Source organism: Claveliimonas sp. (assembly GCF_037273965.1).
Classification (GTDB): domain Bacteria; phylum Bacillota; class Clostridia; order Lachnospirales; family Lachnospiraceae; genus Claveliimonas; species Claveliimonas bilis.
On sequence record NZ_JAYAZJ010000038.1, the window covers coordinates 1 to 26,434 of the forward strand.

Here is a 26,434-nt window from a genome sequence, read left to right on the forward strand (position 1 = left end):
TGCCTTATAATTCTAACTGCAACGACCTATGTTGCAACTAATTTTTCAATTGACCAGTGATAAACCGATAAAGAATATCGTACCGGGTATCCGTGTCATTCTCATCGTATCCATAGGGCAAATAGACAAAAGCAGGTTTTGTGATAGCAGTATCGTTCCCGGTATAATCCTGACTTTGATAAGTCACCTGAAGACCTGGCCCTGTTGTTCTGCATTTTCAAAATACTCCTCTGGAATCGCTTCTAGATATTCTGTCTGTTTCTGTGATGCTGTAGATGCGTTTCCATTATCATTGCCAATATTATCGTTCGCCCGACCACAGGCCACCATACTGACAGCAATCAAAAGTATCAGGAAAGTTGCCATAAACGAGCGTTTCACTATATAATTACCTCCTCGCATTATATTTGTGTAAAAAGGATTTTCTGTTTCTTTGCTTTTAAATATATTTTGGAGGATGAACCCAAAAAAGTACAATGGCGATTAGTTACTGCACTATATTTAAAGAAGTGCCGATCAGAACAAAGAGCAGAAACATCTGTATCATAAAACAGATATTCCTGCTCTTTTATAGTTATGCTAACGTCTCCGGATCTACTGCCTGGCCGTCGCTCCACACGTGTTCCAGGTTATAGAAAGAACGGTTCTCCTTATCAAAAATATGAACGATAATATCATTATAATCCAGAAGAACCCAGCTTCCGCCTGCCCGTCCTTCTTTCTGTCTTAAGGAAAATCCAGCTTTGTGCATCTTCTCTTCCACACTGTCCACCAAAGCGTTTACCTGGCTGGAACTGTTTCCGGTTGCGATCACGAAATAATCGGCAATGACGGAAACATTGGAAATATCAATGACACGGATCTCACTTCCCTTTTTTTCGTCCAGTGCACGGTATGCAGCAAGGGCCATTTTCTTTGAACTTTCGGTCATATACTACGCCTCCTCCTTTCCCAGATATTTTTTATAATATAAATAAGTCTTTTCTGTCATAGGATCAATGGGGATTCCTCTTGAATTGAGATAAACAAGGGAATCCTTCAAGATACGATAAAGGCATTCATCAATATCTTCAAATGCCAGACGACGGACAACAGCCATGTTTGGAAGTTCCTGACGCCCAGGCTCGATATAGTCCGCAATATAGATGATCTTGTCAAGCAAAGTCATTTCCGGCCGCCCTGTCGTATGACATGCAATTGCATTGATCACCGTTTTATCATCCACATGATATCTTTTCGCTGCAAGAAAAGCGCCCAGCCTTGCATGCAGCAAAGAAGGATTCGCAAGCTCTACCTCCGACACGTGGAGATGATATTTGTCGCACATCCGGATCTTCTTTTCTCCCGGTATACATTTGGCACAGTCGTGAAGCAGTCCGGCTGTCAGTGCCTGCTCCAGGTCACACTCATAACGCATTGCAAGAGCTCCCGCTGTATACATAACGCCGAGAGTGTGCTCATATCTCTCACGATCAAGATGCTTTTTCAGCCTCTTCTGCATTTTGGTGATCGTTTCATTCATTAGTTTCACCTTCTTTATCGTCACTGTCTGTATAACTGATGTTCATCTATATATGCTTCTACCGTCTTAGGGAGAAGTGCACTCACATCCTTTCCCTCACGTATCCATCTGCGGAGTTCATGAGAAGAAACATCCATGACAGGTGTATCCAAAAGCCGGATATCTGCGTCATATTTCCGTCTAAGCCTTCTGATCTTCCCGTTCATGATAGCCCGGCTGTTCTTGTCCCCTCGAAAGGCTGCCAGAATCGTACAGGTTGCGAAAAGACGCTCCGGCGACCTCCACGTTTCAATGGCAAAGAGAGAATCCGCGCCGATGATAAAATAAAAACTGTCTTTTGGATAAAGTTTCGTCAGATGTTCCATCGTTTCATAGGAACAGCTGACACCGCTTCTCTTTATCTCATAATCCTCCAGACGGAAACTTGGATATTCCCTGATTGCCAGAGATACCATCCTGGCCCTCTCTTCGGCTGAAAGCTCAATAGAAGCATTGTCTTTGTGAGGCGGATTTCCATTTGGCATGAACCAGACTTCATCCAGGAAATATTCCCTGCAGGCATAGTCTCCCAGCATCAGATGTCCATTGTGAATGGGATCAAAAGTTCCGCCCATAATTCCGATTTTCATAGGTCTCCTTTACGATGAGTTACATAAAATAATTATGGCAACTCAATCTTTTTCTTTTCGTCTTTTCCTTCTTTATAAAGGACGATCTTCTTTCCGATGACCTGTACCACCTGGGAGCGGGTCCGCTCAGCCAGCACTGCGGCAAGTTCTTTTGGATCATCCGCACAGTTTTGAAGAACACTTATCTTAATGAGCTCCCGGGCTTCAAGCGCTTCGGAAACGGCCTTTGTAAGCTCCGGAGTCATACTGTTTTTCCCAATCTGAAAAATCGGATCCATTGTCATGGCAAGACTTTTCAGATAGGCTCTTTGCTTTGTCGTCATAACAGTCTCCTTCTATTTATAATAATCAAACTGAAGGCCATACATCTTTACTGTATCTCCTTCCTGTATTCCGGCAGCTTCCAGCTCATCCAAAATTCCTGTATCTTTCAGGAATTTCTGGAAAAACTGAAATCCTTTTTCGGAATCCAGATTTGTATATCCCAGCATTTTTTCAATCTTAGGACCTTCCACCACATACATGTCATCCTCTTTGACAACTGTGTAGGGAAGATCTGCATGAATGAGCTCCTCTTCCGGAAAGTATTCCTGCTGGAAGATCACAGGCTGGTCGTCCATTTGATCCAAAAGTGCAGAAACTTCATATAAGAGTTCCTTAATTCCCTCGCCGGTCACGCCGGAAATCGGAAAAACTTTCATGCCTTTTGGCTCAAATTCTTTTTTCAGTCTCTCTACAGGGTCTTCTCCTTCACTGTAGACAGCGTCAATCTTGTTGGCGGCAATGATCTGCGGTCTTGCCGCAATCTCCGGATTATAAGCCGCAAGCTCGGCGTTGATCTTATAAATATCTTCCACAGGATCGCGGCCTTCCGTTCCGGCTGCATCTACCACATGGATGATCAGTTTTGTTCTCTCAATGTGACGCAAGAACTCATGGCCCAGGCCGACACCCTCGGAAGCGCCTTCAATAAGCCCCGGTATATCTGCGATCACAAATCCTTTTGCACCCGGGATATCTACCACACCAAGATTGGGATTTAAGGTTGTAAAATGATAGTTGGCAATCTTGGGGCGCGCATTTGTCACCCTGGAAAGGAAGGTGGATTTTCCCACGTTCGGAAATCCTACCAGTCCTACATCTGCAATCACCTTAAGTTCCAGATTGACCCAAAGTTCCTGTGCAGGCTGTCCGGGCTGTGCGTATTTGGGAATCTGCATCGTAGCTGTCGCAAAATGCTGGTTGCCAAGTCCGCCTTTTCCGCCTTTCAAAATGATCTGACGGCGGTTCTCACCGGACATATCGGCGATGACCTTACCGGATTCAGCCTCTTTTATAACAGTTCCCTCCGGCACTCTTAACACAATATCATCGGCATCAGCGCCGTGACACTTCCTTTTCCCTCCCGGTTCGCCATCCTTTGCTGCAAATTTTTTTCTATGGCGGTAATCCTGAAGGGTATTAAGCCCTTCATCTACCTCAAAGATCACATCCCCGCCACGTCCGCCGTCACCGCCGTCCGGTCCTCCGTTGGGAACATACAGTTCACGGCGGAAACTGACGTGTCCATCTCCTCCTTTGCCGGAGCGGATGAATATTTTTGCTCTGTCTGCAAACATGTTTTGTCTCCTCAAATTAGAATAAATGAAAAGGAACCTTGTTCCCTGCATTACCAATATTACAAAAAGGCCCTGCCGCATTCAAAACGGCAGGGTCATACCATCGATGATTACTGTGCTACCGGATAGATAGAAACCTGTTTCTTATCTCTTCCTTTTCTTTCAAATCTGACAACACCATCTACTAAAGCGAACAGTGTGTCATCTCCACCGCGTCCTACATTGACACCCGGATGGATCTTTGTACCGCGCTGTCTGTAAAGGATGTTTCCAGCTTTTACAAACTGTCCGTCAGCTCTTTTAGCACCTAATCTCTTAGACTCGGAGTCACGTCCGTTCTTTGTAGAACCTACCCCTTTTTTATGAGCGAAAAACTGAAGGTTTAATTTCATCATGGTCTTTACACCTCCTCAAATCTTACCTGAATATATTCTGAATAGTTTTCATCGTCTGCCATGTCTGTAAGACCAAGAATCATGGCTTTTAAAAGCAGTGACGCTTCCCTGGAAGGTCTGCCGTTAAGCCGGTAGTCGATCAGTCCCTCCATATCATCAGATACGAGGGAGGTTTTATCACTGGCAAATGCTTCAATCGCATTGACGGTATTGATCATCAGAACGGAAGCCGCTGCACAGACAATATCCTGTCCTTCTTCGCTGAAGCCCGCATGCCCTCTTGCCAGGAAACCCGAACACTCTTCTTTTTCATTACGATAAATCGTCACCTGGATCATAAAATTCCTCCAGGAAGATTAAGCATTGATCTTTTCAATCTTAACTGCTGTGTACTGCTGTCTGTGACCGTTTTTCTTGTGATAACCGGTTTTTCTCTTATACTTGTAAACAATAACTTTTTTAGCTTTTCCGTTTTCTACTACGGACGCCTCAACAGTTGCACCTGCTACAGTAGGATTTCCGATCTTCAGTTCGTTATCGCTTACTGCAAGCACCTGGTCAAATGTATAAGTCTCTCCAGCTTCCACACCAAGTTTTTCTACTTTAATGATATCGCCTTCGGCTACTTTGTACTGTTTACCACCTGTTGCTATAATCGCGTACATATGGCACCTCCTATTATCATTACTCGCCAGCTTCGGTGGCATATCCGTATCTGGACAGCACTTTAAAACCCCGCTGTGCGGCATACTATTAAAGTGTAGCATAAAGCATTTATAAAATCAAGAGTTTTTGTACAAATAATTACCCGAATTATTACAAAAGCGGTATCTGATGCGCCTCTGCATCTGCCACCATCTCATCCGGCCAGATGGAGGACTGTACCTCTCCGATATGTGCTTTTCTAAGGCAGTACATACAGATACGGGACTGACCGATTCCGCCTCCTATCGTATAGGGAAGCTCCCCTGCAAGCAGAGCTTTCTGGAAGGCAAGATTTGCGCGGTCTTCACATCCGGCTGCCTTAAGCTGACTTTTGAGCGCTTCCTCATCTACACGGATCCCCATGGAAGAAAGCTCCAGGGCAATGTCAAGTACCGGATAATAGACAATGATATCTCCGTTCAGTTCCCAATCATCATAGTCCGGCGCCCGTCCGTCATGCTTCTCGCCTGAAGCAAGCGTTTTTCCGATCTGGGCGATAAATACTGCTTTTTTTGCTCTGGCAATTGCCTTTTCTCTCTCCTTTGGTGTAAGGTCCGGATACATATCTTCCAGCTCCTGTGAGGTGATAAAGAAGATCTCATCCGGAAGAAGAGGCTCGATATAGTTATATCTTCTTGACATATAGGCCTCTGTATCCTTCAATGCCTCATATACTTTACGGACAGTATACTGAAGTGTCTCCATGTTTCTTTCCTCTTTGGAAATAACCTTCTCCCAGTCCCACTGATCCACATAAATAGAATGAATGTTGTCTGTATCCTCATCCCGGCGGATGGCATTCATATCTGTATAAAGCCCTTCTCCGGAATGGAATCCGTAGCGCTTCAGAGCGTATCTTTTCCACTTTGCAAGGGAATGTACGATCTCTGCCACATCATCATCCTGTTCTTTGATACCGAATGCAACCGGCCGTTCCACCCCGTTAAGATTATCATTAAGTCCGGTGGCCGGTTTAACAAACAGAGGGGCGGATACTCTCGTCAAATGCAAAGACTTGGCAAGAGAACGTTCAAAATGGTCTTTCACTTCTTTGATGGCAACCTCTGTCTCTCTTATAGTAAGCGGGGAAGAATATCCCTCTGGTTTGATCAGACTGCTCATATGTATTCTCTCCTTTTTTTGTAATTTTCATCTGTTTCCGGAAGCAGTGCAATGGAAAAATCAGGACATTCCAAGAAGCTTTCTTGCATTTCCTCTGGCAATCGCTTCCTTTTCCTCATCAGACAGCGGAAGATTCCTGAAATATTCTGCAAATTCTTTCTGTCCTCCCCATGGGGAATCTGTTGCAAAAAGAATCCTGTCTGCACCGTGGGCACGCACGATACGTACAAACTGCTCTTCCGGTATGTGTCCAAAGACAGCCGCCGTATCCATCCATATATTTTCTCCTGTAAGATACGCTTCCACCTCATCCCACATCATAAAGCCGCCCATATGCGCAAGCACCAGCTTTTGGGGCTGTACATCCCGAATAACATCAAGCGCTTTTTGGGGAGGACAGTGGATGCAGTCCGGATATCCCGGATCAAATCCTGCATGCACACTGACGATCAAATCCAGCTCTGAAGCATAGCTGATGATCCGCTTATAGCGTATATCGTCAATAAAAGTCTCCTGGTAGTCGGGATGAAGTTTGATGCCCTTAAACCCCATATGTTTCAATTCTTTCAGCTTCTCTTTGTAATCCTCATTATCAGGATGGATTCCTCCAAAAGATAAAAGGGATCCTTCCTGAAACTGCATGGCAAACCGATTAATAGACTGAAATTGTGACGGTTTTGTTACTACCGGAAGAATGACAGACATTTCCAGTCCTGCCTCTTTTGTTGAAGCTGAAAGTCCCGGGGCGGTTCCGTCCGTGTAAGGATCAATATGACATCTTGATGCCAGGAATTTCAGTGTTTTCTCTGCAATTTTTTCAGGGAAAATATGTGTATGAAAATCAATCACAACAAATCGCCTCCCTGCATCATCATCTGGCTGTAACAGTAGCTGATGATATCTCTTCTTGTAATAATTCCGATAAAGTTTTCCTGATCATCTACTACAGGGACAAAATTCTGCTCCATAGCCCTGCCTATCATATCTTCCATTCTTGACTCGGCGCTGACACTTTGATAGTCAAAGCGGCGCGCCACTTTCATAATGCTTATATTTTCCGCATCACGAATACTGGAAAGCCCTCTTTTCTTAATATCCCACAAAAGGTCTCCTTCTGTAATGGATCCTACATATTTGCCATAACGGTTCAAAATAGGCACACAGGAATATTTGTGATGTTCCATGATTTCCAGCGCCTGCCGCATCGTATGATAATCATATATGTAAGCAATCTCTGCTTTCGGCTTCAGAAAAAATAATATGTTTTTCATTTCTTCTCTGTTTCTACTCCTTTAACGCTTAAATCTGAGTGGTAACGAAAATATCATAAATAGCCCGTATTGCTGCATCAAAATCATGATTGCGGACTCCGATTATAATATTAAGCTCACTGGACCCCTGATCGATCATTTTGACATTGACATTGGCATGGGCCAGGGCAGAAAAGATGCGCCCCGAGGTTCCTCTTGTTGCTTTCATGCCTCTTCCCACAACAGCGATCAAAGCAAGATCTGATTCCAGTTCTACCAGATCCGGTTCCACTGCCCTGTGAATGCCGGCAATGACTTTCTGTTCTTTTTCCTCAAACTCATCCTGGTGTACGAAAACTGTCAGGGTATCAATCCCTGAAGGCATATGTTCAATGGAAATATCATTCTCTGCAAAGACGCCGAGCACTTTGTGGCAGAATCCCACCTGCCCGTTCATCATGGCTTTTTCTATTGTGATGGAAGCAAAATCTCTTTTTCCGGCAATGCCAGTGATAGTAAAGCGCGGAGTACGGCAGGTTGCCTCCACGATCAGAGTCCCCTTATCTTCCGGGGCATTGGTATTCCTGATATTAATAGGGATTCCTTCGCCGCGTACCGGAAAAATAGCGTCCTCGTGGAGCACAGTAGCTCCCATGTAGGAAAGCTCGCGAAGCTCACGGTAGGTAATCACATCAATGGCTTTAGGGTTTTTAACAATACCCGGATCCGCCACAAGAAATCCGGAAACATCTGTCCAGTTTTCATAAAGATCCGCATGTACCGCTTTTGCTACAATAGATCCTGTCACATCGGATCCGCCTCTGGAGAAGGTTTTGATCTTTCCGTTGGGAAGGGCTCCGTAAAATCCCGGAATAACTGCTCCTTCACCGGAAGATAGCCTCTCTGAAAGAACACGGTTTGTCTTTCTTGCGTCAAAATTGCCGGATTCCTTAAAGAAAATCACTTCTGCCGCATCAATAAATTCATATCCCAGATATTCTGCCATCACAAGACCATTTAAATACTCTCCACGCGATGCGGCATAATCACGTCCGATCTTCCGGCTGAAGTTTTCACGGATCACACGAAATTCCGGTTCCAGATCCAGGTGAAGTCCCAGACCGCTGATAATCTCATCATACCTCTCCTTGATGGCCTGCAGCAAAGCCTCAAATTCCTCTTCCTGTTCTTCTTCCTCCCGAAGTGCCAGAAGATAACAGCTGTACAGCATATCTGTCACCTTGGTGTCTCCTGCAAAACGTTTCCCCGGCGCCGAGGGGACAACATATCGCCTTGTATCATCCTGCCGGATGATATATCCTACTTTTTTAAACTGTTCGGCACTTGCCAGAGAGCTGCCGCCAAATTTTACAACTTTCTTCATCAGTTAAGTCTCCTTTGTCTTGTCCTTGCTTCTCAGATATTCCAGTATATGATATGGGGTTTCCGAAGTAAACACCGCCCCATTCAGCCCTATATCCAACGCCGCCTTCACATTTTCCTCGCGGTCATCCAGGAAAAGAGCGTTGTACGGAGAAATAGAATATGTCTCCAACAGGAGCCTGTATATATGTCTGTCCGGTTTAATACATCCCGCCTTGTAAGAAAAAATCCCTCCGTCAAAAATATCCAGAAAGCCCATCAGATGTTTCGTAGCATAATAGAGGTGTTCTGAATAATTGGAAAGATAGAAAAGCCGGTATCCCTGCCTTTTCAATCCTTCCGTCAGTTCCGTTGTATAGGGAAGAGGACGGATCATATGGGAAAGTCCGTCAAAAACCTGCCGGATTTCCTTCTCATATCCCGGAGCATTTTCCAGAAAAAGCTCTTCCCACTGCCGGGAAGTAATCCCGCCCTGATCGCCCCTTTCCCAATCTTCATTCAGGAACACTGCCTCTGCAATGATCCGAAAGACCTCCGGCGAGAAATCAAATTCCTGAAGATAGCTCCTCCAGTCATAGGCAAGAAGTACATTTCCGATATCAAAAATTATGGTATCTGTCCTTTTCAGAACAGATACAATATCTTCTCCTCTATTTGTGATCTTGACACTTTCCATTTTTTATCTCCGCTGTCCTTGGTTTTTAAACTGTAACATCGGCAAATTCAGCCGAAGTTACTTTTTTCAGATCCAGCGGAGAAAGCCGAAGCTGCATTCCCAGCTTACCGCCGCTGATATAGATCCATTCCATTTCCTGTGCCTCCCTTTGTATGACAGTTGGAAACGGTTTCTTCATACCTATTGAGGTACATCCTCCCCGCACATAACCAGTTACTTTGGTAAGCTCTTTTAAAGGAAGCATTTCCAGAGACTTTTCATGTACCGCGCGGGCTGCTTTTTTCAGATCAATTTCTCTGGCAATTGGAATGACAAAAACATAATGACCACCTGTCTTTCCAATCGTAACCAGTGTTTTAAACACCTGTTCATGGGGAAGCCCCAGCTGGTCAGCCACATGGATTCCGTCTGTAAATTCGCTGCATTCATAAGTCTGATATGTATAAGAGACTTTTTCCCTGTCAAGAATGCGCATCGCATTTGTCTTTAACTCTTTTTTACCCATAACTCCTCCAGTTTCCTATCATACCACTAATTCCGTGCTTTGCGCAAGTATCAGCTTATACAATGTCTGTCCCAAGAGATTCCAGCGTACAGAAACGGCTTTCCTGACTGCCCGGATTCTTTGCATACAATTCCAGTCTGTGAAAATGGAGCTTTTCTTTCTTGTCATGCCCGCTCTTTTCATAGAAAGCATCCATGACAAGATCCGGCTTCAGATTTGCTTCACTTCCGGCAGCCAGTTTCAGGTACATGCCCTGCTCTCTGAGCTCCATCTGATAGATCAAAGGCCGGATATCTGTCTCTTTCTCACTGCGCTTTGTTTTCTTCATGATCAGAATTTCCGGACTGTCAAGGAAAGTTTTCAGCTCATTTTTCCAGAAATCCGGGAATCCTTGTCCTTTACTGTCGCTTTCTTTGACCGTCACAAGATAATCTGCCGCCGCAACAATGGTCATGCCGCTGCTTTTCTTATCCTCCGCGATCTGACGAAAGCTTAAAACTTCAATTCCTTCTGCCATTACCTGATTTAACGCCTGTAATGCCTCTGAAGAAGAAATCTCTCCTGCCAGCTCAATATCCATGTATTCTGCGTCGCTGGTAAGCCCAATCCCCAACGGCTGTGCAAAAGACATGATCATATGGGGACTGTATCCGCCTGTAAAAGCAATGGGAATTTGTGCCCTTCTCATCGCTTTCTGAAAAAAACGCATTACATCCAGATGTCCGATAAAACGCATAATGCCGTATTTACGGAATTTAATTCTTACCTTCAACACAGACACCTCCTTTCCATTTTGCCACACCGCATCCGGAACATTGCTGGCGGCAGTTTGGAGTGACTTCTCCTTTCATAGCATGTTCCCACTCTCGTTTTAAAAACTCTTTTGTCACGCCGATATCAATAAAATCCCAGGGGAAAAGCTCGTCCAGGGAGCGTTCCCTCTCATTATAAAAAGCAATATCCAGCCCGTTGTCCTCAAAAGCTTTCAGCCATTTTTCATAATCAAAATGTTCTGTCCAGGCATCGTAAATGCACCCCATCTGATAGGCAGTCATAATGACATCCGCAACCCTTCTGTCTCCTCTGGCAAGAACGCCTTCCAGAACAGTCACTTCCGCATCGTGCCAATTGTATTTCAGACTTTTACGGTTCAGCTGATTCTGGAACGCATGTTTTACAATTGCCGCCCTGGCAATATATTCTTCATTCTTATACATCTTAGCCCACTGAAACGGAGTAAAAGGTTTGGGAATGAAGAAAGAAGAACTGGCCGTAATCTGACATTTTCCATTTCTTTGTTCCTTGGGAATCTCATAGTAACGCCTTGCCACCTTGTCTGCAAGAACAGCAATAGCTTCCATATCTTCCTGTGTTTCGGTTGGAAGCCCCAGCATAAAGTAAAGCTTTACTTTATTCCATCCTCCTTCAAATGCCGCTCCTGCTCCTTCCAGAATATCTTCCTCTGTCAGCCCTTTGTTAATGACATTGCGCATACGCTGAGAGCCTGCCTCCGGTGCGAAGGTAAGACTGCTTTTACGAATATCCTGTACTTTGCTCATTACATCCAAAGAGAACGCGTCTATTCTAAGCGATGGAAGAGAAATATTGATTCCCGCATCCTTAAATTCTTCAATCAGAAAAGTAACAATTTCTTTTAATTGGCTGTAATCGCTGGAACTTAACGAACTTAATGAAATCTCCTCATGTCCCGTATTTTTCAGCATTTTCCATGCATATTCTTTTAAATCTTCTACGTTTCTCTCCCGGGTAGGACGGTAAAGCATTCCGGCCTGACAGAAACGGCACCCCCGGATACAGCCCCTCTGGATCTCCAGCACAACCCGATCCTGGGTCACTTTGATAAAAGGAACTACCGGAGCTTCCGGATATGTTGTTTCCTCCATATCCATCACAACCTGTTTCTTTATGGTTACCGGTGCACAGGAACGGTCAGGAGTAAAGGAAGCAAGAGTTCCGTCCTCATGATAGGAAACGGTATAGAAAGCAGGCACATAAATCCCCTCTACACTTGCCGCCATCTCAAGAAAATCCATGCGGCTTCCGCCTCTTTTCTTATTCTCTTTATAAAGATCCAGAAGCTGCCGGTATACCGTCTCGCCCTCACCGATATAGAAAAGGTCGAAGAATGGCGCAAGAGGCTCCGGATTGTAGGCACAGGGGCCTCCTCCTATGACAATTGGGTCCTCCTCTGTCCGTTCCAAAGAACGCAGCGGAATATGACTAAGATCCAGTACCTGAAGAATGTTTGTGTAACACATTTCGTACTGGATCGTAATGCCCAGGAAATCAAAATCCCGGATAGGATCCTGGGATTCCAGCGCAAAAAGAGGAATGTCCTCCCGGCGCATGATCCCATCTAAGTCCACCCAGGGGGAATATACCCGTTCACACCACACATCTTCCATCCGATTAAACATATCATAAAGAATCTGGATGCCCAGGTGAGACATTCCAATTTCGTAAACGTCGGGGAAGCACATGGCAAAGCGGACTTCCACTTTATCTTTATCCTTCATCACAGAATTAACCTCACCGCCAATGTAACGGGCCGGCTTCTCGATTTTCAATAATATTTCATCATCTAATGCTAATTTTCTCATATATACTCCTGTTTTTTTTGTTTTTCTAAAGGTCTTTTATACCTTGTAAACAATTAGTAGTGTAACGTATTATGGAAATAATATCAACATTTTATAGATAACAGTTAACGTTTGAATCCATAAACTTCCGGGGTTAGAACAGTAAAAAGGGACGCCTGTATACCCTACTGCCAAAACAAGTAGAGCAATACAGACGTCCCAAATTATCATTCCTGTCTTTCTTTTATGAACAGGAACGGATTAACTGCTGCGCCCGTTCATAATCTTCCTTGGAAACAAACAATTCATAAGTAGTTTGCCGCTCTCCGTTTGTTCCATAACTGCCCTGTCCGGTTATAAACAGAAGAGCGCCAAAATCTCTTAAACTGCTTCCCGATCTTATTTTTTCCCGATAAGGAATCCCCTGCTCATCCAGCTGGTATTTCAACTGCAGAATCTGATCCAGAGAATCTGTCTTGATCAGGCAAGTGTCATATTTCATACGACCTCCTCCTTTGTCCCATTCTCTCTCTTTATAAGAGTATATACGATCCATAAAGAAAGAAAAACAAAATAATATATTTATTATACTCTCAATGTATCAAAAAACAAAGAAAAACACAAGAATTATCTGACACTTTCCGCCAGATCCATCCACACATCCTGCACCTGTGTCTCTTCCTCCACCGCCGAAACGATCTGATCTGTACTGACCTGTGCAATATCGATATCTTGATTGTCCATCAAAACAAATGCCATAAAAAGTAAAATGCAAAGAACAGTCCTGACGCCGAATGTTTCTGTGTTTTCTGCCCCGTCCTCCTCATATATTTTATGATATGCAGCCCGGTATCTGGGATGAATGGCAGGTACTTCTCTGTCTCCATAAAGACTCCTGGTCCTGTCAAGAAGCTCTTTTCTCCGCCTTGCGCTCTCTCCTCTTTCCAATCTGTCTGCCTCCGTTTCCCTATTTGGTTCCGTTCCTCTTTTGTTCATATTTATGCGGGCAGAGGCATGTTTAGAATCATCCGAACAAGCAATAAGGAGACAGGATAATCTTCATCTCCTGTCCCCTTATAAAAGAATTACCGATCCGCTAATTCCCTTACAATATCTTCCCAGCTAATACCTCTTTCCACCATCAGCACCATAGCATGATAGAGAAAATCGGCCATTTCATATTTGATCTCTTCCGGATTTGGGTTCTTGGCGGCAATAATGATCTCAGTTGCTTCTTCTCCCACTTTTTTAAGGATCTTGTCAATTCCCTTTTCAAACAGATAATTGGTGTAAGATCCTTCCTTCGGATGTTCCCGTCGGTCCACAATGGTCTGATATACACTTTCAAATACCTGAAGAGGATTCGTTTCATCATAATCTGAACCGACAAGCGGTTGAAAGAAGCAAGTAGGATTACCGGTATGGCAGGCTGCCCCTACCTGATCCACTTTGGCAAGCAATGTATCTTTGTCACAGTCAATCGTAAGCGAACGGACGTACTGGAAATGCCCGCTTGTCTCTCCTTTCACCCACAGACATTGCCTGCTTCTGCTAAAATAAGTCATTCGCCCTGTCTTGATAGTCTGATCAAAGGATTCCTCATTCATATAGGCCATCATCAGCACTTCCTGAGTCTTATAATGCTGCACAATGACCGGAATCAAACCTTTCTCATCTGTTTTAAATTCTGAGAAATCCATAATACTCTCAAAGGTAGTCATCTGGATATCTTCCTGCTCACATCGATTTTTAAATTCTGCAAAATCCATATCTGTCTGACTGACATACTTCCCTGACAATCCCCGTACGCCGGAACATTTCAATATTTTGAAAAGTTCAGGTTCCTCCATGGTATCCGTCACCACTACGCAGGGAATGTCCGTAACATTAACAACAGAATCCAGATCCAGACGATGCATGAAGATAATCTCGCTGGCATACTCATTGATAATGTGCTGGTGTTTAAACAGCGCATCGAAATCATTCAGAGAGACTGCAAGCTTTTCTTTGCCGAACCGCTTTGCCACATCTTCAATCAGCTTCTGATTGTCAGATTTGGAAAAATTCAGCATGGCTCTTTTTGCTCCGGCGTAGAGGATTTTCTTTACATCCTCCTGCCGTTTGATATTTCCGCCCGCCACCATGGGAATACGGATGATGCGGTTGATTTTTTTCATCAGGTCAATGGCCTCGTCGTGCTCTTCATCTGATTCAGACAGATCAAATACAAGCAGCTCATCTGCTCCGTGTTCGCTGTAATACCGGGCAAGTGAGAGGACGTCCTCACTTAAAACCGTGCGGTCGTCGAACCATTTTACTGCCTTCCCGGAATCTATAAAAATACATGGTATGACTCTTTTATAACTCATTTATCTTATCCCTCCTTCGTTATGCAAGGGTTCCTTTCGTTGTCCAGGCGCCTTCAATGCGCTCTTCTTTTCTAACCGCCTGCAAAAGCGCTCTTCCGAAACCTTTAAACAGCGCTTCAGCAATATGATGATTGTTGCCGCCGTCCAGCATCTTTAAGTGCAGGTTCATCTTTGCACTGTAAGAGACGGCATAGAAAAATTCACGGATCATTTCCGTATCAAGATCCCCGATCCTTCCCGGCGTAAATGACGCGTCAAAATTCAGATAAGGACGTCCCGACAGATCCACTGCGCAGAGGATCAGTGTTTCATCCATAGGCAGCATAAAATTCCCATAACGGCAAATACCTGCCTTATCGCCAAGTGCCTGAATGATGGCAGTCCCAAGGACAATCCCTGTATCCTCCACCGTATGATGGCAGTCCACCTCAAGATCTCCTTTTGCACGCACAGTAAGATCAAAAAGCCCGTGACGCGCAAATCCATCCAGCATGTGGTCGAAAAATCCGATACCGGTCTGAATATCTGTTTTTCCGGTGCCGTCCAGATTCAAGATGATCTCAATATCTGTTTCTTTTGTAGTTCGTTTTACTGACGCTGTCCTCTCCATATTTACCCCTCCTGCTCTTCAAAGCGGACCTTGATGGAATTTGCGTGTGCAGTAAGGTGCTCCGCCTCGGCAAATGCCTCAATTTTTGTGTGGATCTTTTCCAGCGCTTCCCTGGAATATCCGATAATACTGGACTTTTTAATAAAGTCATCTACAGACAATGGAGAGAAAAAGCGGGCGGTACCGTTGGTAGGAAGTACATGGTTCGGCCCTGCAAAATAATCTCCCAAAGGTTCACTTGCATATTCTCCTATGAAAATAGCTCCTGCATTGCGTATTTTCGTCATTACATTGTAGGGATCCTTTGTCTGAATCTCCAGATGCTCGGACGCAATTTCGTTTGCGATATCTATGGCATCCTCCATAGTTTCCGCCACAAGGATATACCCATAGTTGTCCAGGGATTTCCGGATGATCTCGCTTCTTGAAAGTGTTTCAAGAAAGCGGTCCACTTCTTCTGATACCTTTTCTGCCAGCGTTTCACTGGTAGTTACCAGTATGGCGGACGCCAGCTCATCATGCTCTGCCTGGGACAGAAGATCTGCCGCTACATACCGCGGATTTGCTGTCTCATCGGCAATAACCAGGATTTCACTTGGTCCTGCCACAGCATCAATGCTGACATGACCGTAAACTGCTTTCTTAGCCAATGCCACATAGATGTTTCCCGGTCCTACGATCTTATCTACTCTTTTAATACTTTCCGTTCCGTATGCCAAAGCTCCGATTGCCTGTGCTCCGCCTGCTTTATAGATCACATCCACTCCTGCTTCATGTGCTGCAACCAAAGTGGTAGGCGTTACTTTTCCGTCTTTCCCCGGGGGAGTAGTCATGACAATCTCATCCACTCCTGCCACTTTCGCCGGAATCACATTCATAAGCACAGAGGAAGGATAAGCGGCTTTCCCGCCCGGCACATAGACGCCGACTCTCTGAAGCGGCGTAACTTTTTGTCCCAGAATGGTTCCGTCGCTTTTGCTGTCAAACCAGCTGTACTGTTTCTGTTTCTCATGATAGACCCGGATATTTTCCATGGCCTCCCGGATAATGTCCACAAGGCCGCTGTCTATTTGTTCATAAGCCTCCCGGATTTCTTCTTCTGTGACCCTGATATTGTTCTTATCTATCTTAGCATGGTCAAACTCCTCTGTATAGGCAAACAGGGCATTGTCCCCCTCTTCTTTTATACGGCTTAGGATCTTTGCAACCCCTTCTTCATATTGTCCGTACTGATTGGGGCTTCGTTTTAAAAGATCCTCCAGCAGATTTTTCTTGGAACGGCTGTCCAGCTTCTGTATTCTCATCTTTCTTCATCCCTTTCTATATTACCGTACGCAGTCTGGATATCAGATCCTTGATCCGGTCACTTTCCATTCTCATACTGACAGGATTTACGATCATCCGCGCCGAGAGCGGACATACTTCCTCCAGAACAGTAAGTCCGTTTTCCCTCAGAGTGGATCCTGTTTCCACAATATCTACAATAACCTCTGCAAGACCTACAATAGGCGCCAGCTCAATAGAGCCGTTCAGCTTAATGATCTCCACAGTCTGGTGCTTGGTATTATAAAAGTAATCCTTCGCAATATTGGGATATTTGGTAGCGACCCGGATCCGTTCATGATGCAAAAGAAGGGGAGCGGCGCTTTTGGGCCCGCACACACACATCCTGCAGGTGCCGTATCCCAGATCCAGTACTTCATGAACCTTCCGCCCTTCCTCCAGAATCGTATCCTTCCCTACGATTCCAATATCAGCCGCGCCGTATTCCACATAAGTAGGCACATCCGGACCCTTTGAAAGGAAAAACCGGAGTTTCAAATCCTCGTTGACAAAAATCAGTTTCCTGGAATCTTTGTTTTTCATTTCCTCGCAGGTGACACCGATTTTTTCGAATATTTCCAGCGTCTGTTTTGCAAGACGCCCCTTTCCGAGAGCAAATGTCAAGTATCTCATGATGTATTTTACTCCTTCGTATTTATCGTTTTTGTTTCACCGGTAACCAGGTTGAACATTTGGATCTGATCATCTTCCTGAATATAAATCATGTTTCCGGCATAATATTCTTTTCCGTACTGCATATAATCTTCCAGCGTCTTGTCAGGCGCCTTTCGCAGCAGCTCTGTATTTTTACATTTTTCCCGGAAGTCGCTGGCAATACGAATTGCCTTTTTTTCCATTCCTTTATCATACAGGATCAAAGTATTTTTGCGGGAATAGGTGATACGGATATGCTGTCTTGTCAGAGCGCTCATCAACTCATCGATAACAAGGGCAAAACCGATGGACGGGGATTCCTTGCCGAATTTTTCCAACAGATGGTCATAACGGCCGCCTTTGACTACTGCATCCCCTGTTCCAAACGTATATCCTCGGAAAATAATTCCGGTATAGTATCCATAAGTTCCGCTCATGCTGAAATCAAACTGAATATATTGCTCCGCACCATAGTATTTCAACATGTCATAAATCTGTTCCAGGCGGCGCACCGCCTTGATCCCTTTGGAATTTGGCGCAAAGTTCCTTGCCTGTGCAAGTATTTCCACACCGCCGTACAAATCGCCCAGCGCCACCAAAGCCTCCTTGGAACTCCGTTTCACCTGAATGCCGTCAAGATATTCCTCCAGGCCGAAATAATTCCGGTTATTGATCAGTTCCCGGACTCTCTCTTCTTCTTCCTCGTTGAGGGCAGCGTCTTCAATCAGGCTCTGAAAGAAATCCACATTCCCCACACTCAGCTGAAAATCCCGCAGTCCGATAGTCGTCAGACAATCTGCCACCATGGCCAGCATTTCCGCATCCGCCTCAATGGAATCCACTCCGATGAGCTCCGCCCCCATCTGGGTATTTTCACGGAGCCGCCCCTGATAGCTGGAATGGTTTACAAAAGTATTCCCTGTATAGCACAGCCGGATCGGAATATCCTCATCTTTAAATAAAGTAGCTGCCGCTCTTGCAATAGAAGGCGTAATATCCGGCCTTAAAACAAGGGTGTTTCCTTCTTTATCAAAAAATTTATACAACTCTCTGGAAGGGATCGTACCGATCTCTTTACGAAAAACATCAAAATATTCAAAGGTAGGTGTCTGAATGTCATGATAGCCATACAGCTGGAGCACTTTATGAAGGCGGTTCTCCAAAGAAAGTTTCTTGCCGCATTCAATATTGCAAATATCCCGTACACCCTCCGGTGTATGTAATTGTTGTTCCATATAATGTGTATCCTCCCTTGGCACTTTATCATGCTAATACGTTAAAACCTTATTGAATTATACGCATTTTACGTTTACTTGTCAAGAGAATCGCGAATGTCAAGATCCAGATTCATATAATCCAAATAAGGGATATAGTAATTTTGTTTCAGGTTTATAAAGAAACGGGGATCCAGCTCTTCCATTCGGAAACTTTTGCGTCCCCCTTCCATGGAACGGTTCCAGAATTGTTTCAATTCCTCAAATCTCATATAGTAGGCAGTTCCCTCTCCCGTATAGTAGATCAGGAGGAAGGCAATCCCGCCCTGGCGCTCAAATTGTTCCATGAAAACGACCTGGTGTTCATGAATATTCTGAATAGGAAACGTGCTTCCGGCACATTCCTTTGCATCAAAACATACCGGTATCCCCTGTACCGCACCGATATAATCCACTGTACTTCGCTGTTCAAAATAGGCAAGGGTAATCTGTCGGTGCTCCTTATCCATGCGCACCGGAGTAATAGGAGTAGGTATTTTCTGGATCAAAGCCAGATTCTTCTCCAGATACTGCTCATTTGTGCGGTTGATCAATTCCTCCAGTGTAGAACCTCTAAGTCCTCTTGTATTCCATGTCCCCATGTGTGTTCGCTCTTTCTCCGTTATTTCTTTCTTTTAAGCCAGCCCTTCCTCTTTTAAGATTTTTTCAAAAACAGGCGGAATCGGCGCTTCAAATATCTGCTTGGACAAATGGTCCAGTCTTCCCTCCATCTGCGGAAATTCCAGACGGCAGGCATGGAGCAGCTGGGAATCCAGTCCATATTTTCTGCGGTACTCCTCATTTACTTTCCGGCTTCCATATTTATAATCTCCAATGAGGGGATGACCAATGGAAGCAAGGTGGGCCCGGATCTGATGAGGGCGCCCGGTAATAAGATGTACTTCCAGATAAGTGGCGCCATCTGTCATGGAAAGAGGCCGGTAAGATGTCTCGATCCATGCATCTCCCTCTTTGAGAGGCCTCTCACTGATCGTCACTTTATTTGTCCGTTCATCCTTTGAGAGATATCCTTTTATATGATCTCCTGTCCCTATTTTTCCGGATACAATGCATCGGTAATATTTTTTCAGATCCCGCTCTTTAAAAAGGCGGCTTAGAACCTGAAGTCCTGCAAGGCTCTTTCCGGCGGCGATCAGGCCGCTTGTATTGCGGTCAAGACGGTTGCAGACAGAAGGACGAAATGTTCGGAGATCCTCTTTGGAAAGTGCCCCTGTACTCAAAAGGTATCTAAGAATCCACTCCACCAGAGATTCCTCTTTTGTGTCTGCTCTCTGGGACAGGATACCCGCCGGCTTGTTGATCAGCAAAATATCCTTATCTTCATAGATGATCTGGCTTTTCTCTAATGTTCCTTTCTTTTGAGAAAGCTTTTTTTCCATGAGTTCTTCTGCTTCAGAAAATCCCCGGATCGTCTCCTCGGCCAGGAAAAGGCGTACCTGATCACCAATGGCCAGTTTCTCGTTTCCTGACGCTTTTTTCCCGTTAAGTACAATATTTTTTTTACGCAGCATTTTATAGAAAAAGCTCTTGGGCGCCTTTTTCATATATTTAGCCAGAAATTTATCCAGTCTCTGCCCCGCCTCATTTTCGCCAATGACAATTTCTCTCATATATTCTTTATCCTCTGCATCTTTTTTGCTACATGGAAATATTTAAAATAATCCTGCGTATTTTCCTTTCCCGCTTCCTGCGGTCCTCCTTTTCAACCTGCGCAATATTATTGAGGCCCTCCACCCGTGCGAGAAAGGGAGTGTAATCATTTAATATCTTTACGGTGATTTTTGACATTCTGTTTTCTTCCAGAATATTTTTGATATGCTTTGCTGCTTCTTCCGGATCTGTCTTTTTATCCGGTGCATAGCCGAACACGGTATTACCGGCAATCACAACTGCTGTCACGGGCATAATCTTTTCCCTGCTTGTAAGGACCATATCATAAGCTGTTGTAAGAAGAGAAGCCTTATCTTCTATCTCATCTACAATTTCCGGATCTATGGTCCGGTAAGGCAGGATCGTGATCAGTCCCACCAGCATTTTACATGCCGGCAGGCACCCTACGATCGCTACTACAGTCAGAAGATTCAATCTTGTGCCCGTCTGCATAATGCCAAGAACTAAAAGAGCAATGACCACTGCAAATTCCAGCACAGTCATAAGAAGCAGCTTCTGCTTCCTGGCGCGGATATATCCGGGCTGTCCTTTTTCTATTTTCATCTTACATTGTACTCCTTGTTATTCATTCTGTTCATAAACCAGTCCGTCACGCGGTCCGGTGACAGACGCACGGCCAGTTTTGCCCCTTTCATGGCTGCTCCGTAAATGGAAATACTGCGCCTGCGCCGCACATCCAGCAGGGCTTTCCGCACAACCTGCTCCGGCTTTGCCATCAGCTTTTGTTTGGCAGGAATCTTAAGAGTACCCGCCGTATCAAAGAAATTCGTATCTACCGGTCCAGGGCACACGGCCGTCACAAAAATCCCGTTCTCTGCAAGTTCCTTGCCCAAAGCCCGGCTGTAGTTTAATACATATGCCTTTGTCGCTGCATACACAGCAGCTCCCGGCTGCGGGGCGAAAGCTGCCGCCGAAGCAAGATTTACAATACGGCTTCCTCCTGACATGAAAGGAATACACTGGCTTGTCAGCCGTGTCAGTGCCTGACAGTTCAGCTGGATCATATCTGTAAGTATCTTCACATCTGTCGCCATGACCGATGCATTTTTCCCAAATCCTGCCGCATTGACAAGAATACGGATATCCGGCTTCAGTGCCTCCATATCTCTCTGCAGATGATTATAGACTTCATCCTGCAGAAGATCACTGTTATAGAGACGGCAGTAAACCCCATTTACAGATGTAAGCTCCTGCTTTACTTCTTCCAGTTTATCCGTATTTCTGGCAATAAGCCAGATTTCGTCCAGACTGCGGTAGCATTTCGGAATCTGTCTTGCAAATTCTCTTCCAAGTCCCATGGACGCTCCTGTGATGACTGCTATTCTCATAAAAATCCCTTCTTTACTAATTATTTCTACTCTTTTTATGGACATGCCGGATCGTCTTTTTCTTTCCGGTTCTCTTTTGTTTTCCTTTCTCCCCCTGTTCCTTCCTGGGACGGATCAGACAGTTCCTGCCGTATCCTACCAGGTCCATTCTCCCTCCCTTTTTCAGCGCCTCTAAGACCAGATCATAATTTTCCGGTCTCCGGTATTGGATAAGCGCGCGCTGCATTGCCTTTTCATGAGGGCTCTTCGGCACATAAACCGGTTTCATATCCCGCGGATCCACTCCGGTATAGTACATACAAGTTGAGATCGTGGAAGGCGTCGGATAGAAATCCTGCACCTGCTCCGGCATATATCCAAGATCTCTTAGGTATTCCGCCAGCTTAATGGCTTCCTTCAAGGTAGAGCCGGGATGGGAGGACATAAGATAAGGCACAAGATACTGGTCTTTTCCGATTTTCTGATTGATGCTTCTGTACTTGTCTGCAAATGCCTGGTATACCTTATGCTCCGGCTTCCCCATTTTGGACAGCACCGCATCGGATACATGTTCTGGCGCTACCTTCAGCTGTCCGCTGACATGATGCCGGCACAGTTCCCAGAGAAAACTGTCATCCGGATCTGCCATGACATAATCAAAACGGATTCCGGAACGGATAAACACTTTCTTCACTCCCGGAAGTTCTCTTAGTTTCCGTAATAATTTTATGTAATCTCTGTGATCGGCCCGGAGGTTTCTGCAGGGCTTCGGAAAGAGACATTGTTTCGTTGGACATACTCCCTTTTCCATTTGCTTCTGGCAGGATGGCTGCCTGAAATTTGCCGTTGGTCCGCCCACGTCGTGGATATAGCCTTTAAAGTCCTTCTCTTTTGTAAATGCTTCCGCTTCTTTCAGCAAGGATTCATGGCTTCTTGTCTGCAGGATCCTTCCCTGATGAAAGGTCAGGGCGCAGAAACTGCAGCCTCCAAAACAACCCCTGTTGCTGACAAGGGAAAACCGGATTTCCTGAATAGCAGGCACGCCCCCTTCTTTCTCATAAGACGGATGGTAGGTACGCATATAAGGAAGACTGTACACCTGATCCATCTCACTTTGAGACAATGGTTTTGCCGCCGGATTCTGCACCACATAGAGATGATCGGAATAAGGCTCCACCAGACGCTTTCCCGAAAACGGATCCGTATTGCAGTACTGGGTGTAAAAGCTCCTTGCATAATTCAGTTTGTCCGCCAAAAGTTCCTCGTAAGAGGGCAGCATAACCGCATCATAGGCAATGCCCGGATCCTTTACTTTACATACCGTTCCGTCAATATAGGTAATGTCCTTGATATCAATACCTGAGTCCAAAGCTTCCGCAATCTCCAGAATGGATCTCTCTCCCATTCCGTAAGAGATCAGATCTGCCCCGGAATCAAGAAGGATTGAACGTTTCAGCTTGTCTGACCAGTAATCATAATGGGCAAGCCGTCTAAGACTTGCCTCGATTCCTCCCAGTATGACAGGAACGTCTTTATAAACCTGCCGGATCAGATTGCTGTATACAACAGCTGCGTGATCCGGTCGTTTTCCCATAACCCCTCCCGGCGTATAGGCATCTGTTTTCCTCCGCTTCTTTGACACAGAATAGTGATTCACCATGGAATCCATATTCCCGGCAGATACAAGAAAGCCAAGTCTTGGCTTCCCGTACTCCATAATGCTCTCCTTACGCCGCCAGTCTGGCTGTGCAATGATGCAGACCCGATAGCCGTGAGCCTCCAAAAGCCTTGTGATAATTGCATGGCCGAAAGAAGGATGATCCACATAGGCATCTCCGGATACATAGACAAAATCAGCCTCGCTCCATCCTCTCTCCTTCATATCCTGTCTGCAGATGGGTAAAAATCCCTGTTTCATTCTAAAACTCCTAATTTTTTCTTCTCTTCAAGCGTCAGCGGCCGGTATTCTCCCGGCTTTAAGTCAGGATCCAGCACAAGGGGTCCCATTGTCTCCCTTTTCAGATAGACAACTTTCATTCCCACTGCCTGAAACATCCGCTTGATCTGATGATATTTCCCCTCCTGAATGGTAAGACGAACACAGGATACCGGACCGCTTTCCAAGATCACAAGCCTGGCAGGAAGGGTCATTTCCGGAGCATCTTCTGTTCCGATATCCACTCCGCTTTGAAACAGAGGAACGAGATCCTCCGTCACATTTCCTTCAATCCTGGCATAATAAGTCTTATCCACATGCCGTCGGGGAGACAAAAGCTGATGGGCCAGCTTCCCGTCATTGGTAAGGAGAAGCAGCCCTTCTGTGTCTTTGTCAAGACGGCCTGCCGGGAAAAGATCTTTTCGTTTTCTGTCCCCGATCAGCTCTACCACTGTGACATCTTTCGTATCTTCTGTGGCAGACACGACTCCGGAAGGCTTGTTCAGCATATAATACTCTACTGCCTCATAGGACACTTCCTGACCGTCCAGGCAGATTTTCTGCTGGGGATCCACCTTGCATTCCGGCGCTTTTTCTGTCTCGCCGTCAACAGTGACCCTGCCTTTTCGGATATACTTTTTTACTTCCTGCCGTGTTCCGACGCCCATTTCCGCCAGATATTTATCTAAACGCATCTTCATTTTAATGCCATCTCCATCCAGGTAAATACTTATTCTTTAATGTGCCCTCTGCCAGCTTGCCCCATCCGAGAGGATAGCCGTCCACACAAAAAAGATACCACCCTTTCTCTTTAGATGAGACAACATCATCAAGATCAATGGTCTCTCCCTTCAGATAGCGGATCACTCTCTCATCCTTTGCGGGAAGATCCAGGGTGAAGGGATAATCCTCCTTACTTAAGCACATGGCAAGAGCCTGACTCGGCTCGAACCGGTTTTTCTTCAATTCTCCCAGAAGAAGACCTGTCCTTAGGAAACGTACCCCTTTCAGATCAGGAATCCCCTCTGGCATATAATAAACCTTTTCCCCGCGGATATCCAGTCTGCCACCGCTTAAATCTATCTTAATTTTCTGTAAAAATTCTTTCAGTTCATCCGGCAGTTTCTGCTCTTTCCCCCTTTTTTCGCCGACCTTTTCCTTCAGCAAAGGTACTCCCTCTCCCTTTTTCACAAGGGCGAGATAATGTCCTTCTCCATGCATCTTATGAGGGAAAATACGCACCGTCTTTTCCAGGTGTCTTTCCTCTCCATCCGCCGCTTCTTCGGAAAGGCCGGGTGTAAACCCTTCATAAGATTCCATATCCATAATACGAAATTCCGGATATTCTTCCAAAAGATGAGCGATAATATCTTCATTTTCCCGGCGGTCAAATGTACAGGTGGAATAAAGAAGCATTCCGCCCGGCCGCAGCATGGAAGCCGCCTGGGTAATAATATTTCTCTGAATACGGCTGAAATATTCCGGCCCATGTTCCTCCCACGCTTTTACCATCTTTTTGTCTTTACGGAACATTCCTTCTCCGGAACAGGGCGCATCGATGAGTATTTTATCGAAATATTCCGGGAAATGCGCTGTCAGGTTTCCCGGTTCTTCACTGGTCACAAGCACATTGCCGATACCAAACAGCTCAATATTCTTCAAAAGTCCCTTTGCCCTGGAACTGCTGATATCATTTGCCACCAGAAGGCCGCGTCCTTTCAGCTTTGCGCCAAGTTCTGTGGCCTTTCCTCCGGGAGCAGCGCACAGATCCAGCACCCTTTCTCCCGGTTCGACGGGAAGACGGTTTGCCGGCGTCATGGCGCTTGGCTCCTGCAAATAGTAAAGTCCGGCGAAATAGTAAGGATGTTTTGCCGGGTAGTCTTTTTCTCCATCATAATAAAATCCGTTTTCAATCCACGGAATCGGCCGGATGGGAAACGGACAGATCTTTTGAAATTCTTCTTCTGTTATTTTTTTGGTATTTACCCGAAGTCCATAGTATCTCGGCTCATCGTAGCATGTAATATAGTCATTGTACTCTTCCTTCAGAAGTACTTTCATTTTTTCCTGGAATGTCTCTGGCAGGTTCATCCTGTCATCCTCCTTTGTATATACACCAACGCTATTATAGCATTTTATACATCTTCTAGGAATAGGCATATTTCAGTTTTTTCTTTTCCAATTCCCGAAGAACATAATAGGGATTGACGCTGATCTCATCCCCGGTGTCCCAGCAGTAAATGCCGAGATGCAGATGTACGGCGAATTTGCCGTATGTCCCCTCTTTTCCGTATCCTGAATCGCCCATAAATCCCAGGATCTGTCCGGCTTTCACTGTATCTCCCTTTTGAATATCTCCATAGGATTCCAAATGGGCATAATAGTAATAGACGCCCTGTGGGGAAGTGATGCCGACTCTCCACCCACCAAGTTCCAGCCAGCCAAGACTTGTCACCGTACCGTCTGAGATACTCACAATGGGATAAAGACCTCTTTCATTTCTGGAAGCCATAATATCTGTCCCTTCGTGCATATTTGTCTTCTTATAGCTGCGCTCTGCCATCCACGAATTTTCATAGGAAACAGTAAGGGAATCGTCAAGTGTGGAAGATGGAATCGGAAAATACAGGCTGTCTTTTTCTACTTTGTTCAGAAAAATCCGGCATTCATCAGACAGGAAATCTTTGTTTTTACGCATATCCGGCGCAAAAAACTCCTGACGGTACTCGCTGTTGTCAATTCCCTGTCTGGCTCTGTCATTAAGATCCGCCTTCTCAAACATCTCCCGGATCCCTATGGTACAAAAAAGAGAAAGCAGCAGTAAAAGGATCAGTATTTTTCGAGACATACCGTTCTGCCTTTTTCTTTTACTATATGCCCCTGC

The 26,434-nt window shown here is 45.2% G+C and carries 32 protein-coding genes; all 32 read right to left on the reverse strand.

Annotated elements, in window-relative coordinates:
• Positions 1-183: 183 nt before the first annotated feature.
• Complete coding sequence (locus WJ238_RS01865) at positions 184-381, reverse strand: hypothetical protein (protein ID WP_230106116.1); 198 nt, start codon at positions 379-381, stop codon at positions 184-186.
• 193 nt (positions 382-574) lie between these two features.
• Complete coding sequence (gene rsfS / locus WJ238_RS01870; protein ID WP_230106115.1) at positions 575-931, reverse strand: ribosome silencing factor; 357 nt, start codon at positions 929-931, stop codon at positions 575-577.
• 3 nt (positions 932-934) lie between these two features.
• Positions 935-1,522, reverse strand: a complete 588-nt coding sequence (gene yqeK, locus WJ238_RS01875) for a bis(5'-nucleosyl)-tetraphosphatase (symmetrical) YqeK (protein ID WP_230106114.1) — start codon at positions 1,520-1,522, stop codon at positions 935-937.
• Positions 1,523-1,542: 20 nt separating this feature from the next.
• Positions 1,543-2,151: a nicotinate-nucleotide adenylyltransferase gene (gene nadD / locus WJ238_RS01880; protein ID WP_316270411.1), complete on the reverse strand. Its 609-nt coding sequence runs from the start codon at positions 2,149-2,151 to the stop codon at positions 1,543-1,545.
• Positions 2,152-2,183: 32 nt separating this feature from the next.
• Positions 2,184-2,474, reverse strand: a complete 291-nt coding sequence (gene yhbY / locus WJ238_RS01885; RefSeq protein ID WP_230106112.1) for a ribosome assembly RNA-binding protein YhbY — start codon at positions 2,472-2,474, stop codon at positions 2,184-2,186.
• A 12-nt stretch (positions 2,475-2,486) separates the two neighbouring features.
• Positions 2,487-3,770, reverse strand: coding sequence for a GTPase ObgE (obgE, locus tag WJ238_RS01890; protein ID WP_230106111.1), 1,284 nt, complete (start codon positions 3,768-3,770; stop codon positions 2,487-2,489).
• Between the two features lie 110 nt (positions 3,771-3,880).
• Complete coding sequence (gene rpmA, locus WJ238_RS01895) at positions 3,881-4,165, reverse strand: 50S ribosomal protein L27 (protein ID WP_033125260.1); 285 nt, start codon at positions 4,163-4,165, stop codon at positions 3,881-3,883.
• A 5-nt stretch (positions 4,166-4,170) separates the two neighbouring features.
• Positions 4,171-4,503: a ribosomal-processing cysteine protease Prp gene (locus WJ238_RS01900; RefSeq protein ID WP_230106110.1), complete on the reverse strand. Its 333-nt coding sequence runs from the start codon at positions 4,501-4,503 to the stop codon at positions 4,171-4,173.
• Positions 4,504-4,521: 18 nt separating this feature from the next.
• The gene (rplU, locus tag WJ238_RS01905; protein ID WP_230106109.1) at positions 4,522-4,830 is read right to left on the reverse strand and encodes a 50S ribosomal protein L21; all 309 of its coding nucleotides are present in this window, start codon (positions 4,828-4,830) and stop codon (positions 4,522-4,524) included.
• A 151-nt stretch (positions 4,831-4,981) separates the two neighbouring features.
• Positions 4,982-5,992 (reverse strand): aspartate--ammonia ligase, encoded by a 1,011-nt coding sequence (gene asnA / locus WJ238_RS01910; protein WP_230106108.1) that lies wholly within the window; start codon positions 5,990-5,992, stop codon positions 4,982-4,984.
• A 60-nt stretch (positions 5,993-6,052) separates the two neighbouring features.
• Complete coding sequence (locus WJ238_RS01915) at positions 6,053-6,841, reverse strand: amidohydrolase family protein (protein ID WP_316268934.1); 789 nt, start codon at positions 6,839-6,841, stop codon at positions 6,053-6,055.
• Complete coding sequence (locus tag WJ238_RS01920; RefSeq protein ID WP_230106106.1) at positions 6,838-7,263, reverse strand: CBS domain-containing protein; 426 nt, start codon at positions 7,261-7,263, stop codon at positions 6,838-6,840. The genes WJ238_RS01915 and WJ238_RS01920 overlap by 4 nt, the downstream gene beginning before the upstream one ends.
• Before the next feature lie 28 nt (positions 7,264-7,291).
• A complete protein-coding gene (locus WJ238_RS01925) occupies positions 7,292-8,626 on the reverse strand; it encodes an aspartate kinase (RefSeq protein WP_337605985.1) in 1,335 nt (444 codons plus the stop codon).
• A 3-nt stretch (positions 8,627-8,629) separates the two neighbouring features.
• Positions 8,630-9,301, reverse strand: coding sequence for an HAD family hydrolase (locus WJ238_RS01930; RefSeq protein WP_337605986.1), 672 nt, complete (start codon positions 9,299-9,301; stop codon positions 8,630-8,632).
• A gap of 25 nt (positions 9,302-9,326) precedes the next feature.
• On the reverse strand, positions 9,327-9,806 hold the full coding sequence (ybaK, locus tag WJ238_RS01935) for a Cys-tRNA(Pro) deacylase (RefSeq protein WP_230106103.1): 480 nt from the start codon (positions 9,804-9,806) through the stop codon (positions 9,327-9,329).
• A gap of 55 nt (positions 9,807-9,861) precedes the next feature.
• The gene (locus WJ238_RS01940; protein ID WP_316264624.1) at positions 9,862-10,578 is read right to left on the reverse strand and encodes a TIGR03936 family radical SAM-associated protein; all 717 of its coding nucleotides are present in this window, start codon (positions 10,576-10,578) and stop codon (positions 9,862-9,864) included.
• Positions 10,562-12,427 carry a TIGR03960 family B12-binding radical SAM protein gene (locus WJ238_RS01945; protein WP_337605987.1) on the reverse strand — a complete coding sequence of 622 codons (1,866 nt, stop codon included), beginning with the start codon at positions 12,425-12,427 and terminating at the stop codon, positions 10,562-10,564. Before WJ238_RS01945 ends, WJ238_RS01940 begins: the two co-directional genes overlap by 17 nt.
• A gap of 223 nt (positions 12,428-12,650) precedes the next feature.
• The gene (locus WJ238_RS01950) at positions 12,651-12,908 is read right to left on the reverse strand and encodes a putative signal transducing protein (RefSeq protein WP_337605988.1); all 258 of its coding nucleotides are present in this window, start codon (positions 12,906-12,908) and stop codon (positions 12,651-12,653) included.
• 125 nt (positions 12,909-13,033) lie between these two features.
• The gene (locus tag WJ238_RS01955; RefSeq protein WP_316264635.1) at positions 13,034-13,354 is read right to left on the reverse strand and encodes a hypothetical protein; all 321 of its coding nucleotides are present in this window, start codon (positions 13,352-13,354) and stop codon (positions 13,034-13,036) included.
• A gap of 137 nt (positions 13,355-13,491) precedes the next feature.
• Entirely contained in the window at positions 13,492-14,775 is a 1,284-nt protein-coding gene (gene hisIE / locus WJ238_RS01960; RefSeq protein ID WP_337605989.1) for a bifunctional phosphoribosyl-AMP cyclohydrolase/phosphoribosyl-ATP diphosphatase HisIE, read from the reverse strand.
• A 19-nt stretch (positions 14,776-14,794) separates the two neighbouring features.
• The gene (hisB, locus tag WJ238_RS01965; RefSeq protein ID WP_337605990.1) at positions 14,795-15,385 is read right to left on the reverse strand and encodes an imidazoleglycerol-phosphate dehydratase HisB; all 591 of its coding nucleotides are present in this window, start codon (positions 15,383-15,385) and stop codon (positions 14,795-14,797) included.
• Positions 15,386-15,387: 2 nt separating this feature from the next.
• Entirely contained in the window at positions 15,388-16,689 is a 1,302-nt protein-coding gene (hisD, locus tag WJ238_RS01970; RefSeq protein ID WP_337605991.1) for a histidinol dehydrogenase, read from the reverse strand.
• Between the two features lie 16 nt (positions 16,690-16,705).
• The gene (hisG, locus tag WJ238_RS01975) at positions 16,706-17,341 is read right to left on the reverse strand and encodes an ATP phosphoribosyltransferase (protein ID WP_230106085.1); all 636 of its coding nucleotides are present in this window, start codon (positions 17,339-17,341) and stop codon (positions 16,706-16,708) included.
• Between the two features lie 8 nt (positions 17,342-17,349).
• Complete coding sequence (gene hisZ, locus WJ238_RS01980; RefSeq protein ID WP_230106084.1) at positions 17,350-18,597, reverse strand: ATP phosphoribosyltransferase regulatory subunit; 1,248 nt, start codon at positions 18,595-18,597, stop codon at positions 17,350-17,352.
• A 74-nt stretch (positions 18,598-18,671) separates the two neighbouring features.
• Positions 18,672-19,217 (reverse strand): Holliday junction resolvase RecU, encoded by a 546-nt coding sequence (locus tag WJ238_RS01985; protein WP_230106083.1) that lies wholly within the window; start codon positions 19,215-19,217, stop codon positions 18,672-18,674.
• 33 nt (positions 19,218-19,250) lie between these two features.
• Positions 19,251-20,246 (reverse strand): RluA family pseudouridine synthase, encoded by a 996-nt coding sequence (locus WJ238_RS01990; protein ID WP_256195226.1) that lies wholly within the window; start codon positions 20,244-20,246, stop codon positions 19,251-19,253.
• Between the two features lie 28 nt (positions 20,247-20,274).
• Complete coding sequence (locus tag WJ238_RS01995; protein WP_230106081.1) at positions 20,275-20,850, reverse strand: hypothetical protein; 576 nt, start codon at positions 20,848-20,850, stop codon at positions 20,275-20,277.
• Positions 20,847-21,635, reverse strand: coding sequence for an SDR family NAD(P)-dependent oxidoreductase (locus WJ238_RS02000; protein ID WP_230106080.1), 789 nt, complete (start codon positions 21,633-21,635; stop codon positions 20,847-20,849). The genes WJ238_RS01995 and WJ238_RS02000 overlap by 4 nt, the downstream gene beginning before the upstream one ends.
• Positions 21,636-21,651: 16 nt before the next feature.
• Complete coding sequence (locus WJ238_RS02005) at positions 21,652-23,532, reverse strand: YgiQ family radical SAM protein (RefSeq protein ID WP_316268955.1); 1,881 nt, start codon at positions 23,530-23,532, stop codon at positions 21,652-21,654.
• Entirely contained in the window at positions 23,529-24,251 is a 723-nt protein-coding gene (locus WJ238_RS02010) for a pseudouridine synthase (RefSeq protein ID WP_316264647.1), read from the reverse strand. The genes WJ238_RS02005 and WJ238_RS02010 overlap by 4 nt, the downstream gene beginning before the upstream one ends.
• Before the next feature lies 1 nt (position 24,252).
• Positions 24,253-25,641, reverse strand: a complete 1,389-nt coding sequence (locus WJ238_RS02015) for an RsmF rRNA methyltransferase first C-terminal domain-containing protein (protein WP_337605993.1) — start codon at positions 25,639-25,641, stop codon at positions 24,253-24,255.
• Between the two features lie 55 nt (positions 25,642-25,696).
• Positions 25,697-26,398, reverse strand: coding sequence for a M23 family metallopeptidase (locus WJ238_RS02020; protein WP_316270390.1), 702 nt, complete (start codon positions 26,396-26,398; stop codon positions 25,697-25,699).
• Positions 26,399-26,434 lie beyond the last annotated feature (36 nt).

What these genes read in the sequence shown, in the direction of transcription:
- rpmA (WP_033125260.1), bottom strand. Translation starts at nt 4,165, where the DNA reads ATGATGAAATTAAACCTTCAGTTTTTCGCTCATAAAAAAGGGGTAGGT.
- hisD (WP_337605991.1), bottom strand. Translation starts at nt 16,689, where the DNA reads ATGAGAATACAGAAGCTGGACAGCCGTTCCAAGAAAAATCTGCTGGAG.
- WJ238_RS02010 (WP_316264647.1), bottom strand. Translation starts at nt 24,251, where the DNA reads ATGAAGATGCGTTTAGATAAATATCTGGCGGAAATGGGCGTCGGAACA.
- WJ238_RS02000 (WP_230106080.1), bottom strand. Translation starts at nt 21,635, where the DNA reads ATGAGAATAGCAGTCATCACAGGAGCGTCCATGGGACTTGGAAGAGAA.
- rsfS (WP_230106115.1), bottom strand. Translation starts at nt 931, where the DNA reads ATGACCGAAAGTTCAAAGAAAATGGCCCTTGCTGCATACCGTGCACTG.
- WJ238_RS01925 (WP_337605985.1), bottom strand. Translation starts at nt 8,626, where the DNA reads ATGAAGAAAGTTGTAAAATTTGGCGGCAGCTCTCTGGCAAGTGCCGAA.
- obgE (WP_230106111.1), bottom strand. Translation starts at nt 3,770, where the DNA reads ATGTTTGCAGACAGAGCAAAAATATTCATCCGCTCCGGCAAAGGAGGA.
- rplU (WP_230106109.1), bottom strand. Translation starts at nt 4,830, where the DNA reads ATGTACGCGATTATAGCAACAGGTGGTAAACAGTACAAAGTAGCCGAA.
- WJ238_RS01900 (WP_230106110.1), bottom strand. Translation starts at nt 4,503, where the DNA reads ATGATCCAGGTGACGATTTATCGTAATGAAAAAGAAGAGTGTTCGGGT.
- hisIE (WP_337605989.1), bottom strand. Translation starts at nt 14,775, where the DNA reads ATGAGTTATAAAAGAGTCATACCATGTATTTTTATAGATTCCGGGAAG.
- WJ238_RS02020 (WP_316270390.1), bottom strand. Translation starts at nt 26,398, where the DNA reads ATGTCTCGAAAAATACTGATCCTTTTACTGCTGCTTTCTCTTTTTTGT.
- hisZ (WP_230106084.1), bottom strand. Translation starts at nt 18,597, where the DNA reads ATGGAACAACAATTACATACACCGGAGGGTGTACGGGATATTTGCAAT.
- nadD (WP_316270411.1), bottom strand. Translation starts at nt 2,151, where the DNA reads ATGAAAATCGGAATTATGGGCGGAACTTTTGATCCCATTCACAATGGA.
- WJ238_RS01945 (WP_337605987.1), bottom strand. Translation starts at nt 12,427, where the DNA reads ATGAGAAAATTAGCATTAGATGATGAAATATTATTGAAAATCGAGAAG.
- WJ238_RS02015 (WP_337605993.1), bottom strand. Translation starts at nt 25,641, where the DNA reads ATGAACCTGCCAGAGACATTCCAGGAAAAAATGAAAGTACTTCTGAAG.
- WJ238_RS01920 (WP_230106106.1), bottom strand. Translation starts at nt 7,263, where the DNA reads ATGAAAAACATATTATTTTTTCTGAAGCCGAAAGCAGAGATTGCTTAC.
- hisG (WP_230106085.1), bottom strand. Translation starts at nt 17,341, where the DNA reads ATGAGATACTTGACATTTGCTCTCGGAAAGGGGCGTCTTGCAAAACAG.
- yhbY (WP_230106112.1), bottom strand. Translation starts at nt 2,474, where the DNA reads ATGACGACAAAGCAAAGAGCCTATCTGAAAAGTCTTGCCATGACAATG.
- ybaK (WP_230106103.1), bottom strand. Translation starts at nt 9,806, where the DNA reads ATGGGTAAAAAAGAGTTAAAGACAAATGCGATGCGCATTCTTGACAGG.
- WJ238_RS01930 (WP_337605986.1), bottom strand. Translation starts at nt 9,301, where the DNA reads ATGGAAAGTGTCAAGATCACAAATAGAGGAGAAGATATTGTATCTGTT.
- WJ238_RS02005 (WP_316268955.1), bottom strand. Translation starts at nt 23,532, where the DNA reads ATGAAACAGGGATTTTTACCCATCTGCAGACAGGATATGAAGGAGAGA.
- WJ238_RS01995 (WP_230106081.1), bottom strand. Translation starts at nt 20,850, where the DNA reads ATGAAAATAGAAAAAGGACAGCCCGGATATATCCGCGCCAGGAAGCAG.
- WJ238_RS01950 (WP_337605988.1), bottom strand. Translation starts at nt 12,908, where the DNA reads ATGAAATATGACACTTGCCTGATCAAGACAGATTCTCTGGATCAGATT.
- yqeK (WP_230106114.1), bottom strand. Translation starts at nt 1,522, where the DNA reads ATGAATGAAACGATCACCAAAATGCAGAAGAGGCTGAAAAAGCATCTT.
- asnA (WP_230106108.1), bottom strand. Translation starts at nt 5,992, where the DNA reads ATGAGCAGTCTGATCAAACCAGAGGGATATTCTTCCCCGCTTACTATA.
- hisB (WP_337605990.1), bottom strand. Translation starts at nt 15,385, where the DNA reads ATGGAGAGGACAGCGTCAGTAAAACGAACTACAAAAGAAACAGATATT.
- WJ238_RS01985 (WP_230106083.1), bottom strand. Translation starts at nt 19,217, where the DNA reads ATGGGGACATGGAATACAAGAGGACTTAGAGGTTCTACACTGGAGGAA.
- WJ238_RS01990 (WP_256195226.1), bottom strand. Translation starts at nt 20,246, where the DNA reads ATGAGAGAAATTGTCATTGGCGAAAATGAGGCGGGGCAGAGACTGGAT.